This is a genomic window from Streptomyces sp. NPDC001002, assembly GCF_053599215.1.
The window spans coordinates 38,207-52,218 of sequence record NZ_JBSFLV010000046.1 but is presented as its reverse complement, the minus strand read 5'-3'; the positions used below and the strand labels follow the sequence as shown (position 1 = coordinate 52,218).

At 68.3% G+C, this 14,012-nt stretch carries 10 protein-coding genes; 3 read left to right on the top strand and 7 right to left on the bottom strand.

Features of this window, described 5'->3' with window-relative positions; all coding sequences use genetic code 11:
• Positions 1 to 43: 43 nt before the first annotated feature.
• On the bottom strand, positions 44 to 826 hold the full coding sequence (locus tag ACWDR3_RS22005) for a LamB/YcsF family protein (RefSeq protein WP_450354202.1): 783 nt from the start codon (positions 824 to 826) through the stop codon (positions 44 to 46).
• A gap of 327 nt (positions 827 to 1,153) precedes the next feature.
• Between ACWDR3_RS22005 and nac the strand changes: the two genes are divergently transcribed.
• The 3 genes from nac to ACWDR3_RS21990 all read left to right on the top strand — a co-directional run bounded on the left by nac (position 1,154) and on the right by ACWDR3_RS21990 (position 7,785).
• Positions 1,154 to 2,062 (top strand): nitrogen assimilation transcriptional regulator NAC, encoded by a 909-nt coding sequence (gene nac / locus ACWDR3_RS22000; RefSeq protein ID WP_450354201.1) that lies wholly within the window; start codon positions 1,154 to 1,156, stop codon positions 2,060 to 2,062.
• Between the two features lie 151 nt (positions 2,063 to 2,213).
• Positions 2,214 to 3,185 (top strand): 2-hydroxyacid dehydrogenase, encoded by a 972-nt coding sequence (locus ACWDR3_RS21995; protein WP_450354200.1) that lies wholly within the window; start codon positions 2,214 to 2,216, stop codon positions 3,183 to 3,185.
• A gap of 328 nt (positions 3,186 to 3,513) precedes the next feature.
• On the top strand, positions 3,514 to 7,785 hold the full coding sequence (locus ACWDR3_RS21990) for a discoidin domain-containing protein (RefSeq protein WP_450354199.1): 4,272 nt from the start codon (positions 3,514 to 3,516) through the stop codon (positions 7,783 to 7,785).
• A gap of 96 nt (positions 7,786 to 7,881) precedes the next feature.
• Here the strand turns inward: ACWDR3_RS21990 and ACWDR3_RS21985 are convergent, their stop codons facing one another.
• The 6 genes from ACWDR3_RS21985 to ACWDR3_RS21960 form a co-directional block, all read right to left on the bottom strand.
• Complete coding sequence (locus ACWDR3_RS21985) at positions 7,882 to 9,243, bottom strand: beta-1,3-glucanase family protein (protein ID WP_450354198.1); 1,362 nt, start codon at positions 9,241 to 9,243, stop codon at positions 7,882 to 7,884.
• Between the two features lie 262 nt (positions 9,244 to 9,505).
• A complete protein-coding gene (locus ACWDR3_RS21980) occupies positions 9,506 to 10,273 on the bottom strand; it encodes an SDR family NAD(P)-dependent oxidoreductase (RefSeq protein WP_450354196.1) in 768 nt (255 codons plus the stop codon).
• Positions 10,270 to 10,935 (bottom strand): nucleoside/nucleotide kinase family protein, encoded by a 666-nt coding sequence (locus ACWDR3_RS21975; protein ID WP_450354222.1) that lies wholly within the window; start codon positions 10,933 to 10,935, stop codon positions 10,270 to 10,272. Before ACWDR3_RS21975 ends, ACWDR3_RS21980 begins: the two co-directional genes overlap by 4 nt.
• A 41-nt stretch (positions 10,936 to 10,976) precedes the next feature.
• Complete coding sequence (locus ACWDR3_RS21970; RefSeq protein ID WP_450354195.1) at positions 10,977 to 11,843, bottom strand: ATP-binding cassette domain-containing protein; 867 nt, start codon at positions 11,841 to 11,843, stop codon at positions 10,977 to 10,979.
• A complete protein-coding gene (locus tag ACWDR3_RS21965; protein WP_450354194.1) occupies positions 11,840 to 12,853 on the bottom strand; it encodes an ABC transporter permease in 1,014 nt (337 codons plus the stop codon). Before ACWDR3_RS21965 ends, ACWDR3_RS21970 begins: the two co-directional genes overlap by 4 nt.
• A complete protein-coding gene (locus ACWDR3_RS21960) occupies positions 12,850 to 13,890 on the bottom strand; it encodes a substrate-binding domain-containing protein (RefSeq protein ID WP_450354193.1) in 1,041 nt (346 codons plus the stop codon). Before ACWDR3_RS21960 ends, ACWDR3_RS21965 begins: the two co-directional genes overlap by 4 nt.
• Positions 13,891 to 14,012 lie beyond the last annotated feature (122 nt).

Genomic DNA, 14,012 nt, shown 5'->3' with positions numbered 1-14,012 from the left:
AAGATCCGTCACCTCAGGACCCTTCACCTCAAGACCCGTCACGTCAGGCCCCCTTGCCGCTCAGCACCTTGTCGAGCGAGGTGATCTCGACACCGGCGGCGAGGAGTTGCTCGCGGATCCGCCCGGCCAGCGCGATCGCTCCAGGGCTGTCTCCGTGCAACAGCACGGTGTCGCAGGCGACTTGGACATCCGTGCCGTCGACGCTGCGGATGACGCCTTCGGTGACCATCCGCAGAGTGCGCCGGGCGACCTCGTCCGGGTCGTGGATCACCGCTCCGGCCTCGGTGCGCGGGACGAGCGTCCCGTCGGCGCGGTAGGCGCGGTCCGCGATGCCTACGATGCCCACGCGCAGTCCGCGGGCGCGGGCCGCGTCGGCCAGCTCCCCGTCCTGTGCCAGCACGACCATCGACTCGTCCAGCGCGGCCACGGCGTCCACGACGGCGCGGGCGTAGTCGGCGCGGACGGCGACCAGGTTGCCGAGGCGGCCGTGCGGGGCCATGTGCTGCACCTGGGTGCCGTGGGCGACGGCGAAGGCCTGGAGGGCGCCGATCTGGTACAGCATGTCCGTGCGGACCTCCTCAGGGGTGAGGTCCATCGCGCGGCGGCCGAAGCCGACCAGGTCGGGAAAGCTGGGGTGCGCGCCCACGGCCACCTGCTTCTCCACGCACGTCCGCACGGTGGCGTCCATGATGCGCGGATCACCGGCATGGAATCCGCAGGCCACATTGGCGGACGTCAGCAACTCCAGAAGGGCCGCGTCGTCGCCCATCGTGTACGCGCCGAATCCCTCGCCGAGATCGGCGACGAGATCAACCATGGGAGTCATGACGTCCTCCGGGAGGGAATGCCGGGAAGGGAATTCAGGAAAGGGGAATCCTGGGGAGCGGAATTGTGGGGAGCAGAATTCTGGGAGCGGACACCATCACGTCTTCGTGAGTCCGGAAACCGTGAACGGGGAATGGCCCGGTGCGGATGCTCCGCTCGACTTGTTCCGCACAACTTATTCCGGCGGTCGCGTGATCGCCAATATCCGTTCGGTCTGGCGTTATCGCGAACCGCTATGACTCCCCTCACACCCTCCACTCGCCGGGGCTGTGCTCGGGGGTGATCCCTCCCTACGATGAGGCTTCGCTCCATCTGGAAGGCCCCGCGCATGGACACCAGGCGTCTGTACTCGTTCATCAAGATCATCGACGCGGGGAGCATCACGCGCGCGGCCGACATCCTGCACATCGCCCAGCCGGCGCTCAGCCAGCAACTGTCCGCGCTGGAGGCGCAGTTCGGCCAGCAGCTGCTGATCCGCAGCAAGCGGGGGGTCGCCCCGACCGAGGCGGGCCGGGCGCTGTACCAGCACGCGCAGCTGATCCTGCGGCAGGTGGATCTGGCGCACGCGGCCGTCGAGGTCTCGGGCCGGGCCCCCGCCGGCAGCGTGTCGGTCGGCCTCGCGCCGTACAGCCTGGGCGCGGCCCTCGCCCTGCCGCTCCTGAAGAGCGTGCGCGAGCGCTACCCGGACATCCTGCTGCACATCAACGAGAACTTCGGCGGCGTGATCAGCGAGGCGATCATGACGGGCCGGATGGACATGGCGTTCATCTACGGGGCGGGGCCGCTCCGGGGCGTGCAGTTCGAGCCCGTCCGCACCGAGGACCTGTTCCTGATCGGCGCGCCCGGCGAGACGGCCCCGCCGGGACAGGGCGAGGTGCGCCTGGCTGATCTGGCGAGCGTGCCGCTGCTGCTGCCCAGCCGCATCCACACCATCCGGCAGGTCGTGGACGCCGCCTTCCAGCAGGCGTCCCTCCAGTTGAACGTGGTCGGCGAGGTCGAATCCGCGCTGACGCTGGTCAACGCCGTGGACGCGGGCCTGGGCGCGACGGTGCTGCCCTGGTCGGCGGCGCGCGCCATCCTGGACGTCCGCTCGCTGTCCGTGCGGCGGATCGTGGAGCCGGTGATCCAGGTCAAGCTGTCGCTGGTGACGTCCGACAATCAGCCGCTCTCCGAGCCCGCACTGGCCGTGCACGATCTGTTTCTCGAACTGATCGAGGACAAGGATCCCTCGAACTGATCGGGGACCAGGATCCCCCGAACTGATCGGGGATAAGGATCCCCGATAGCGTCAGAAGAATCCGCTATTTGTTTCCGGTGACGGCCCCGACTAGCGTCGATCGAATTGGTCGACCTGGTCTTTTACGCATGTCTCGGCACTGGAGAAGCAGATGGAAGAGCGCGTCCTCGTCACCCGTGAAAACCTGCCGGGCGACGGTCTGATCCGCCTGTCCGAATCGGCGGAGCTGGTGGCCTGGCCCGGCACCGAAAAGCCCGGCCCCGCCGACCTCGCCGCGCTCGCACCCGGAGTGAGCGGCGTACTGGCCCTCGGCAACGACCCGGTGGACGCCGCGCTGATGGACGCGGCGGGCCCCTCGCTGCGGGTCGTCGCGCTGGCGAGCATGGGCTTCGACAACGTCGACCGGGCCGCCGCCGCGGAGCGCGGGATCGTCGTCACCCACACCCCGGGCGTGCTCGCGGAGACCACCGCCGACCTCACCTTCGCGCTGATCCTCGGCGCCCGCCGCCGGCTCGGCGCCGCGTCCGCGAGTCTGGCGGACGGCGCGTGGGAGCTGTTCCGGATGCACGACTACCTGGGCCAGGACATCCACGGCGCCACTCTCGGCCTGATCGGCTACGGCCAGATCGGCCGCGCGGTGGCCCGCCGGGCCCACGGCTTCGGCATGCGCGTACTCCACCACGACCCGTACGCCCCCGACGACGACCTGTCGACCGCGGTGGACCTGCCGACGCTGCTGACCGAGTCCGACGTCGTGTCGCTGCACGTGCCCCTCACCGAGGAGACCCGGCATCTGATCTCAGCCCGCGAACTGGCCGTGATGAAGCCGACCGCCACGCTCGTCAGCACCTCCCGCGGCGGGGTCGTGGACGAGGACGCCCTGCTGCACGCCGTCCGCGAGGGCCGACTGCACTCCGCCGGCCTCGACGTCTACGAACACGAGCCGATGGGACGGGAGTTGTCCCCGCTGGTCGCGGAGCCGTACGTCGTCACGCTCCCGCACATCGGCTCGGCGACCGAGTCCACCCGTGCCGCGATGGTCGACCTGGCGGTCGACAACATCCTCGACGTCCTGACCGGCAGGCCCGCCCGGACCCCGCTTCCGGGGAGCATACAGGCGTAGAAATCACGCAAGAATTTGCGCTTCTTGCGTTCGCTTGCACTCTCGGAACGCAAGTTCATCACTGCCGCTCAGTATCGCGCGCCGCTGCCGCCGCCAAGCACTGAGTGCTTCTGGTGAAAATTGTGCTGTTAGAGCTGTAGACCCATTCACTCGGCTCTGCAATATTTCGATGAAACACTGCAAATTCTCGCCTGAGCCGCCCCCATCGCACCTCTCTGATCGTCCTGCACTCTCTGATCGTCCTGCACCTTTCTGCACCACTCCGCCAGGAATGAGCCGCCCTCGCCGCCCCCACCGGCGCGCGAGCCTCCGCAGGAAGCGACCCCGCATGACTCGACACAAGCAGAGATCCACCAGACGGCGCGCAGCGACCGCCGCGCTCGCCTCAGCCGTCATGATTCTGGGCCTGCCCGCCGTCGGCGCCCACGCGGCCGGCGGCCCCAACGCCGCCGCGGACGCCAGGACCACGGCGGGCAGCACCCGCGGCGCGCACAAGGCCGCCAACATCACCGACGGCGACACCGACACCTACTGGCAGGCCGGAAAGAAGTCGGCCCAGTGGGTGCAGACCGACCTCGGGAAGACCGAGCGCGTCCGCCAGGTCGTGCTGCGCCTGCCCGAGGACTGGCAGACCCGCAAGCAGACCCTGGCACTCCAGGGCAGCGCCGACGGAAAGAGCTTCGCGACGCTCAAGACGTCGGCGCAGTACGTCTTCAGCCCCGGCAACGGCAACACGGTGAAGGTCTCCTTCCCCGCGACCCTCGCCCGGTTCGTACGGGCCGACTTCAGCGCCAACTCGGTCGCCGGAACCGCCCAGTTGGCGGAGCTTCAGGTCCTCACCGCCGCAGCCGCGACCCCCAACCTCGCCCAGGGCAAGCCCTTCAGCGAGAGCGGTCACGCCGACGTGTACGGCGCGGCCAACGCCGGTGACGGCAACCGCAACACGTACTGGGAGAGCACCAACAACGCCTTCCCGCAGTGGATCAAGGTCGACCTCGGGTCGTCGGTCCAGATCAACCAGGTGACCCTGCGACTGCCGAGCGGCTGGCCGAGCCGCAGCCAGACCCTCAAGGTCCAGGGCTCGACCGACAACCAGAACTTCACCGATCTGACGGCCTCGAAGGCGTACACCTTCGACAGCTCCAACGACCAGTCCACGACCATCGCCCTTGACACGACCACCACGCGGTACGTCCGGGTGCTGATCACCGCCAACACCGGCTGGCCCGCGGGGCAGTTGTCCGAGCTGGAGGTCTACGGACCGGCCACCGGCGACACCCAGGCGCCCACCGCGCCGACGGGCCTGGCCTACACCGAGCCGGCCACCGGGCAGATCAAGCTGACCTGGAACGCGGCGACCGACGACACGGCCGTGACCGGCTACGACGTCTACGCGAACGGGCAGTTGAGGGCGAGCGTCGCCGGCAACGTCCTCACGTACACCGACACCCAGTCGGCCGGCACGAGCGTCACGTACTTCGTGCGGGCCAAGGACGCGGCGGGCAATGTCTCCGCCAACAGCAACAGCGTCACCCGCGCGGGATCCGGCGGCGACACCCAGGCACCCACCGCGCCGGGCAACCTCGCCTACACGCAGACCGGCAACGACGTGAAGCTCACCTGGCAGGCGTCGAGCGACAACGTCGCGGTCACCGGCTACGACGTGTACGCCAACGGGACGGTCGTCGGTTCCGTGGGTGGCACCGTCCTGACCTACACCGACACCCCGTCGCCGACGGCCACGGTCGTCTACACCGTGAAGGCCAAGGACGCCGCCGGGAACGTGTCGGTGGCGAGCAACAGCGTGACCCGGGCCGGCAACGGTACCGGCTCCGACCTCGCGGCGGGCAAGCCCATCGAGGCCTCCTCGTACACCTTCACCTATGTCGCCGCGAACGCCAACGACGGCCAGATCGCGACCTATTGGGAGAGCGGGGGCGGCGCCTACCCGGCCACCCTCACCACCAAGCTGGGCGCCAACGCCGACCTCAGCCAGGTCGTCGTCAAGCTCAATCCGGACGCCGCCTGGTCCACGCGTACGCAGAACATCCAAGTGCTCGGCCGCGACCAGGACGCGACCGCGTTCACGAGTCTCGCCGCGGCGAAGGACTACACGTTCAACCCGTCGAGCGGCAACACGGTGACCATCCCGGTCTCCGGCGCGGCGGCCGACATCCAGCTCAAGTTCGCCTCCAACACCGGCGCCCCCGGCGCGCAGGTCGCCGAGTTCCAGGTGATCGGCACCCCGGCGGCCAACCCGGACCTCAGGGTCACCGGCATCACCAACTCCCCTGCGGCGCCTGTCGAGTCGGACGCCATCAGCCTGACGGCGACCGTCACCAACAGCGGCAGCAAGGCGGCCAAGGCCACCGACCTGAACTTCACGCTGGGCGGCACGAAGGCGGCCACGGCGGACGTCCCGGCTCTCGCGGCCGGCGCGTCGACGACGGTCACCGCGAGCATCGGCACCCGGGACGCGGGCAGTTACGCGGTCGGCGCCGAGGTGGACCCGACGAACATGGTCATCGAGCAGAACGAGGCGAACAACGTCTTCACCCGCTCCGACGCCCTCGTCGTCAAGCCGGTCTCCAGCTCCGACCTGGTCGCCGCACCGGTCGCCTGGTCCCCGACCAGCGCCTCCGCCGGTGACAACGTCTCGTTCACCGTGGCGATCAAGAACCAGGGTTCGGTGGACTCGGCGTCCGGCGCCCACGGCGTCACCCTGACGGTCAAGGACGCGAACGGCGTCACCGTCAAAACGCTCACCGGCACCTACAACGGCACCATCGCGTCCGGCCAGACGACCGCACCGGTCTCCCTGGGCTCATGGACGGCGGCCAACGGCAAGTTCACGGTGACCACGGTCATCGCCGACGACGCCAACGAACTGCCGGTCAAGCGGACCAACAACACCACCACGCAGAACCTGTTCGTCGGCCGCGGCGCGGACATGCCCTACGACATGTACGAGGCCGAGGACGGCACCGTCGGCGGCGGCGCCAAGGTCGTAGGACCCAACCGCACCATCGGCGACATCGCCGGCGAGGCCAGCGGCCGCAAGGCGGTCACCCTCTCCGCGACCGGTCAGTACGTCGAGTGGACCACCCGGGCGGCGACCAACACCCTGGTCACCCGCTTCGAGATCCCCGACGGCACCGACACCACACTCAACATCTACGTCGACGGCCAGTTCCTGAAGGCCATCGACCTCACCTCCAAGTACGCCTGGCTGTACGGCAACGAGACCGCGCCCGGCAACTCGCCCGGCTCCGGTGCCCCCCGCCACATCTACGACGAGGCGAACGTCCAGCTCGGAAAGACCGTGCCCGCCGGCTCCAAGATCCGGCTCCAGAAGGACGCGGCCAACACCTCCACGTACGCGGTCGACTTCATCAACCTCGAACAGGCGACGGCGGTCCCGAACCCGGACCCGGCGGCCTACACGGTCCCTGCCGGTTTCTCGCACCAGGACGTGCAGAACGCGCTCGACAAGGTCCGCATGGACACCACGGGCAAGCTGATCGGCGTCTACCTGCCCGCCGGTGACTACGAGACCTCCAGCAAGTTCCAGGTCTACGGCAAGGCGGTCAAGGTCCTGGGAGCCGGGTCGTGGTTCACCCGCTTCCACGCACCGTCCTCGCAGGAGAACACCGACGTCGGCTTCCGGGCCGAGGCGACCGCCAACGGCTCGTCGTTCACCGGCTTCGCCTACTTCGGCAACTACACGTCCCGAATCGACGGACCGGGCAAGGTGTTCGACTTCTCCAACGTCTCCAACATCACCATCGACGACATCTGGGTCGAGCACATGGTGTGCCTCTACTGGGGCGCCAACACCGACAACATGACCATCAAGAACTCCCGCATCCGTGACACGTTCGCCGACGGCATCAACATGACGAACGGCTCCACGGACAACCACGTGGTCAACAACGACGCCAGGGCCACGGGCGACGACAGCTTCGCGCTCTTCTCGGCGATCGACGCGGGCGGCGCCGACGAGAAGAACAACCTGTACGAGAACCTGACGTCGACGCTCACCTGGCGTGCGGCCGGTATCGCCGTCTACGGCGGCTTCAACAACACCTTCCGCAACATCAGGGTCGCCGACACCCTGGTCTACTCCGGCATCACGATCTCCTCGCTGGACTTCGGCTACCCGATGAACGGCTTCGGGACCGATCCGACGACGATCGAGAACGTCTCCCTGGACAGAACCGGCGGCCATTTCTGGGGCTCCCAGGTCTTCCCCGCGATCTGGGCGTTCTCGGCCTCGAAGGTCTTCCAGGGCATCCGGGTCAACGACGTCGACATCGACGACTCCACCTACGGAGGCGTGATGTTCCAGACCAACTACGTCGGTGGCCAGCCGCAGTTCCCGGTGAAGGACACGATCTTCACCGACATCTCCATCACCAACTCCAAGAAGAGCGGAGACGCGTTCGACGCCAAGTCCGGATGGGGCATCTGGGCCAACGAGTTGCCGGAACCGGGTCAGGGACCCGCCGTCGGCTCGGCCACCTTCCGCAACCTGCGGATGAGCGGCAACTTCCAGGACATCCGCAACACCACGTCCACCTTCACGATCAACGTCGAGTAGCGATCGAGTAGCGCAGACCATCACCGCATGAGGCGGGGCCGCCCTTCCTGACAAGGGCGGCCCCGCTTCGCGCTGTTCAGGAGAAATCCGGACGCACTACCAACCGACGGCGACCAGAAGCCACTGCGGGTTGGCGTGCGAGATGAAGGAGGACTGCCCCGCCACGTCGTCGTACGGGAATCCGTAGGCGAGTTGGTTGATGGCGTTGTCGTGCCAGAACTTGGCGTAGTAGTTCGCGGGCGCGGCCTTGTAGAACTGCGCCGGGTCGGACTGCTGCGAGGCCGGCAGCGTGGCCACATGACGGTTGAGCGCGGCACACATGTCGGGGTTGGCGGCCAACGAGGCGGCGCAACCGAAGATGTCGGAGGTGGCCGCGTTCACGCCGACCGACTGGGCGTACGACGTGAAGTAGTTGGCGTTGACCCCACCCGCACGGAAACTCGGGTCGCTGCCGGGCGCGATGATCCGGTACGGCCCCTGGGTCTGGGCCAGCACCTTGAACTGCGAAGGCACGGCATCGGTGAACCGCTGGAATGTAGTGGCGCGATCCTCGGCGAAGGTCTGCCGATTCTCACCGACCTCGACGTCGTAACCGTCCTTGCTGTGCAGCCGCATGGCGAGCTTGAGCCCGAACGCGTCGACGCGGGTGGTGTTCCCGTTGAAGACGTTGCTGCCGACGGTGAACTCGATGAAGTCGTAGTACGGCCCGTTGGGCGTGCCGAGATAGAAGTACATACGCCCCGCGGAGTTGGCCGGCATGTCCAGGTAGGGCTGCTCGGCGATGGAATGGACCTGCCCGTTGAAGCTCCAATACACCTGGCTGTCCGGGTACTTGCCGTTGGTCCGGTTGAGGATCTTCACCTCGACGGCGTTGGCGGCCGGAGGAATGTCACTGGTACTCCCCCAGAAGTCGTCCGGCGGCGTAGTACTCCCGGGCCCATAGACCTGGAACTCCCAGAGCGAGTAGCCCCATTGGGTGGCCCGCGCGGTGCCGTACACGCGCACGTAGCGTCCACTACCGGAGACATTGATGCTCTGGTTGCCACCGGTGGAGGTGGTGGTGGAGTAGACGGTGGTCCAGCTGTTGGCGTCGTTGGAGATCTGGATCTGGTAGGCGGTGCCGTAGGCGGCCTCCCAGTTCAACGCGACCCGGGTGAGCTGCTGGGTGGACCCGAGATCCACCCGCACCCACTGCGGATCGGCGAAGGCCGAGGACCACCGGGTGCCGGTGTTCCCGTCCACGGCCGCACTCGCGGGAAAGGCCCCGCTCTCGGTCGAGGACGCGGTGGCGGGCTTTCCTTGGGACAGCAACTGCTCGGCGGCTTGGGCGGGCGACGACGTCAGCGTGACGAAGCAGGCGACGATCAGGATGACGACAAGTCCGAGAGCGGTACGGGGGCGTACGACACGGGCCGAAGGTCTGCGGGGCGTGCCGGGTACGCCGGCGGAAGTCTGCATGGGGTGTTCTCCTCAAGCCGGTTCGGCGTGCGGGGTAGGAGCAACAGCAGATGTGAGAGCGCTCTCTCCGGGTTGTAGACCTGCCGGTGGCCGGCGTCAACAACTGAAGCCGAATCCATGGCAGTTGGTCGATGAGGGCGCACGACGCCGGTGATCCGTTCAGAACCCGACCGCAGACCTGCCCCAACAGGCCCTGTTCCTCCATCACTTGACGCGTCCGGTACGGACCTTCGCCAAGGTCAGGAGCCGTACCCGGCCCGACTCACCACAAGGTGTAGCCCCCGTCGATCACCAGAACCTCCCCGGTCACGAACGACGAAGCGGGACTGGCCAGATAGAGCGCGGCCGGGGCGATCTCCGAGGCCTGCGCGTAGCGCTGCATCGGGACCTCGTCGATCCAGTAGTGCCGGTACTCGGGGCGGTCGATGTCGGAGATCTCCGTCTTGGTGTAGCCCGGGGCGATGGCGTTGACCCGGACCGACCTGGGCGCCCATTCCGCGGCGAGGGACCGGGTGAGGTGGTGCACGCCGGCCTTGGAGACGGCGTAAGGGGTGTGCCACTGGGGGCGGTTGACGATCATGCCCGACATGGAGCCGACGTTGACGATCGCTCCGGTGCCGCGTTCCACCATGGACTCGCCGACGACCTGGCTGGCCTTCCAGACCGCGTCGAGGTTGGTGGCCATGACCCGGTCCCAGCTGTCGTCGTCGATGGTGAGGGACTCGCCGTGGATGCCGATGCCGGCGTTGTTGATCAGGATGTCGATCGGGCCGAGCCGGTCGGTGACCTCGGTGCGCATGGCGACGAGGTCGTCCCGGCGGGTGACGTCGGTCCGGGTGGAGATCGCGGTGGCGCCGGCCGCGGTCAGTGCGGCGACCGCCTCGGCGTTGCGCTCCTCGTCACGGGCGGCGATCGCGACCGACGCGCCCGCTTCGGCGAGCGCGAGCGCGACGGCCTTGCCGATGCCCCGGTTTCCTCCGGTGACGACGGCGACCTTGCCGTCGAGACGGAACTGGTCCAGGACGCTCATGCGGTTGCCTCCTCGGCGGGCTCGGGCGGGGTGCGCACGGTGGGCACGCGGACGATCCGGTGCGCCGCGGCGCGGGTCGCCCGGACCAGTTCGGCGTTGCGCTGGTCCGAGCCGTGCGAGCGTTCGTACGCCTCGTCGGCGGAACGGCCGTAGGACATGTGCCGGGCGATGAGCCGGTCGAGGCGTACGTCCTCGCCGGGTTCCACGTACCAGCACTCGTCGAGCAGTTCCCGTACGGGTCCCCAGACGGGTCCGTCGACGAGGAGGTAGTTGCCCTCGGTGACGACCAGCGGTACGTCACGCGGAACGGGCACCGCGCAGGCTATGGACTCCTCCAGGCTGCGGTCGAAGAGCGAGGCGTAGACGACCTCGTCCTCGCGGGAGGCGAGCCGGCGCAGGAGGTTGACGTATCCGGCGGCGTCGAAGGTGTCGGCGGCTCCCTTGCGCTCCCGGCGTCCCAGGCGGTCGAGTTCGGCGTTGGCCAGGTGGAAGCCGTCGAGTCCGACCAGTACGGCCTGGTCGCCGAGCGCGGACACGAGGAGTTCGCCGAGCGTGGACTTGCCCGAACCGGGAGCGCCCGTGATGCCCAGGATCCGGCGCCGGCCGGGGGTGATGAGCCCTCGGGCCGCCTCGATCAGATCCTGGACACCCATGGCGTGCACCTTCGGTTCCTGCTCGGTGTCATGGGCCGCTGCGGGCTTGTTCACTGTTCGCCTTCCACGCGGGGGGTCGATGCCGTCGGCTCGTCGGGCCGGTGCGGGCCCGGGTCGAGCCGTTCGATCGTGTCGGGTGACTTGGCACCGGTCATGATGGCGACGGCTTCCTCCATGGAGATGGCCTTCGGGTCCGCCAGGGCGATGCGGCGCCCCAGCCGGTGGATGTGGATGCGGTCGGCGACCTGGAAGACGTTGGGCATGTTGTGGCTGATCAGGACGACCGGCAGACCGCTGTCCCGGACGCGCAGGACGAGGTCGAGGACCTGGTTGGTCTCGCGTACGCCCAGCGCGGCGGTCGGCTCGTCCATGATCACGACGCGGGTCGCCCACGCGGCGACGCGGGCGACGGCGACGGCCTGCCGCTGTCCGCCGGACAGAGTCTCGACCTTCTGCCGGATGGACTGCACGCGGATGCCGAGATCGGCCATCTGCTGGGCGGCGCCCCGCCGCATGGCGCTCTTGTCCAACTGGCGGAACACCGTGCCGAGCACCCCGCGGCGACGCTGTTCGCGGCCGAGGTAGAGGTTCTGGGAGATGTCGAGCGCCGGGGCCACACCGAGTTCCTGGTACACGGTCTCGATGCCGGCCCGGCGCGCGTCGAGGGGGCTGCGGAAGTGCACGGTCTCGCCGTCGAGCCGCATGGTGCCGGAGTCCGGGAGGACGGCTCCCGTCAGGGACTTGATCAGGGTCGACTTGCCCGCTCCGTTGTCGCCGATGACGGCGAGGATCTCGCCCGGCCGCAGATCGAAGTCGCAGTCGTCCATGGCCACGACATGGCCGTAGTGCTTGGTCAGGCCGCGTGCTTCGAGCACGTTGGGCACGGGCCCCTGGGGTGCGGGTCGCTCGCTGGTCATCGTGTCTGCCTCCTTCGCACCAGGTGGTCGACGCCGACCGCGATGATCACCAGCACGCCGGTGGCGACCTGCTGGTAGAGCGAGTCGATGCCGGCCTGGGTGAGCCCGTTCTGCAGCACGGTCACGATCAGCGCGCCGACGAGCGTGCCGACGACTCCGCCGCGACCGCCGAAGAGGCTGGTGCCGCCGATGACGACCGCGGTGATGCTGTCGAGGTTCGCGGTCGGGTACCCGCTGGGGTCGGCGGTCGGCGTCCGGCCGAGCGCCTGCCAGGCGGCGAAGACATAGATGACGGCCGCGACCACGTACACGCTGAGCAGCATGCGCCGGACCTTGATGCCGGCCAGCTCCGCCGCCTTGTGGTTGTCGCCGACGGCGTACACCCGCACGCCCCACGAGGTCTGGGTGAGCGCATAGGCCAGCGCCGCGGTGAGGGCGACCCAGAGCATGACGCCGTACGTGATGGTCACCCCGCCGACCGTCGGGCCGAGGTTGAGACAGGTCAGCAGGTCGGAGGTGACGGGGTAGCTCTGCGAGTCGGTGTACAGCCGGGCCGACGCGGCGACCACGGACAGCACGCCGAGGGTCACGATGAACGGCGGCAGTCTCAGCAGCGAGACCAGCAGGCCGTTGACCGCGCCGACCGCCACGCACACCACCAGGCCGACGATCAGCGCCTGGACGGGGTTGTCGTGGACGGCGAGCTTCCCGATGACCACGGAGCCGAGCACCATGATCGCGCCGTTGGCCAGGTCGATGCCGGAGGTCAGGATGATCAGCGTCTGGCCGAGGGCGAGGGTGCCGACCACGACGGACTGCTGGGCGATCAGGGAGAGGTTCTCCGAGTTGAAGAACGTGCTCGTGGACAGGGAGAAGACGAGGACCGCCAGCAGCAGGGCCGCGAGCGGGCCCGAGATCTGATGGGTCGCCAGCGCGCGCAGGCCCGAGGCGCGGCCGGCCTCCCCCTCAAGGGCCGCCACGTCGGCCTCGCGCGTCGCCGTCGCTGTCACTTGTCGCCCCAGCAGTGCTCCAGGCCCCATGCCGAGTTCTGGGAGGCGACCCCCGCGACGGGCTTGTCGGTGATCAGGACGGTGCCGGAGTCGGTGACCTTGTCGGGCGTCGGCGGCTTGGTGCCGTCCTTGAGGTAGGCGGCGGTGGCGTCGACCGCCATCTGTCCCATCTTGCTCGGGAACTGCATGGCGGTGGCGCCGATGATGCCGTTCTTCACGTCCTGGACGCCCGAGCACGCTCCGTCGACCGAGACCATGACGACCTTCCCCGACAGGCCCTTGTTCTTGATGGCGGTGTACGCGCCGTGCGCGGTGGGCTCGTTGATCGTGTAGACGACGTTGATGTCGGAGTGCGCCGACAGGAGGTTCTCCATCGCGCTCTGCCCGGTGTCCACGGTCGCCTGGGTGAGCGCGCTGCCCGCGATGAGCGGGGACTTGATGGTGATGCCGTAACCGCTGAGGAATCCGTTGTGCCGGCCGGCGGACGGCTGGTCGGTGAGGTCGAAGTCCAGCATCGCGATGTGCGGATCGCTCGGGGACGAGGCCTTGGCCCACTGGCCGATGAGCTTGCCGGCGGCGAGGTTGTCGGTGGCGTACGTGCCGTCCGCGGTGCCGACCGGGTCGAGCGGTGAGTTGACGTCCAGGACGAGGATGCCCTTGTCCCTGGCCTGCTTCAGGACGCCGTTCAGCGCGGTCGAGTTGGCCGGGGTGACGACGAGCGCCTTCACCTTCGCGGCGATCATGTTCTCGATCGCGGTGACCTGGGTCGCGGAGTCGCCGGGCACCTTGGCCTCGGCCTTCATGACCTTCCAGCCCTTGGCCTTGGCCGCGGCCTCGGTGGCGTCCCCCAGCGTCCCGAAGAACGGGTTGCTGAGGTTCAGATTCACTATGCCGATCGTGACGCCTCCACCGGCCTGACCGGCGGACGTGTCGGAACTGCCGGAACCCGAACCGCATCCCACGGCGGCGACGGCACAGGCGGCGGCCAACGCCATGGCCTTGATTCCGAGTCTGGGGGTGCGGCGGACGATCTTCATGGAGTCCTCCTGGAAGCGGACCGGCGGCTCACCCTGCAGGAGCGTCCATTTGTCTCTGCAGTGGCAGTATGACTTGCCGATTACGGAGATGTTGCGCACAGTTTCGGCGACTGTCAAGCATC

Excerpts from the sequence above, each read along its gene's own strand:
- ACWDR3_RS21990 (WP_450354199.1), top strand. The coding sequence starts at position 3,514 with ATGACTCGACACAAGCAGAGATCCACCAGACGGCGCGCAGCGACCGCC.
- nac (WP_450354201.1), top strand. The coding sequence starts at position 1,154 with ATGGACACCAGGCGTCTGTACTCGTTCATCAAGATCATCGACGCGGGG.
- ACWDR3_RS21995 (WP_450354200.1), top strand. The coding sequence starts at position 2,214 with ATGGAAGAGCGCGTCCTCGTCACCCGTGAAAACCTGCCGGGCGACGGT.
- ACWDR3_RS21960 (WP_450354193.1), bottom strand. The coding sequence starts at position 13,890 with ATGAAGATCGTCCGCCGCACCCCCAGACTCGGAATCAAGGCCATGGCG.
- ACWDR3_RS22005 (WP_450354202.1), bottom strand. The coding sequence starts at position 826 with ATGACTCCCATGGTTGATCTCGTCGCCGATCTCGGCGAGGGATTCGGC.
- ACWDR3_RS21970 (WP_450354195.1), bottom strand. The coding sequence starts at position 11,843 with ATGACCAGCGAGCGACCCGCACCCCAGGGGCCCGTGCCCAACGTGCTC.
- ACWDR3_RS21985 (WP_450354198.1), bottom strand. The coding sequence starts at position 9,243 with ATGCAGACTTCCGCCGGCGTACCCGGCACGCCCCGCAGACCTTCGGCC.
- ACWDR3_RS21980 (WP_450354196.1), bottom strand. The coding sequence starts at position 10,273 with ATGAGCGTCCTGGACCAGTTCCGTCTCGACGGCAAGGTCGCCGTCGTC.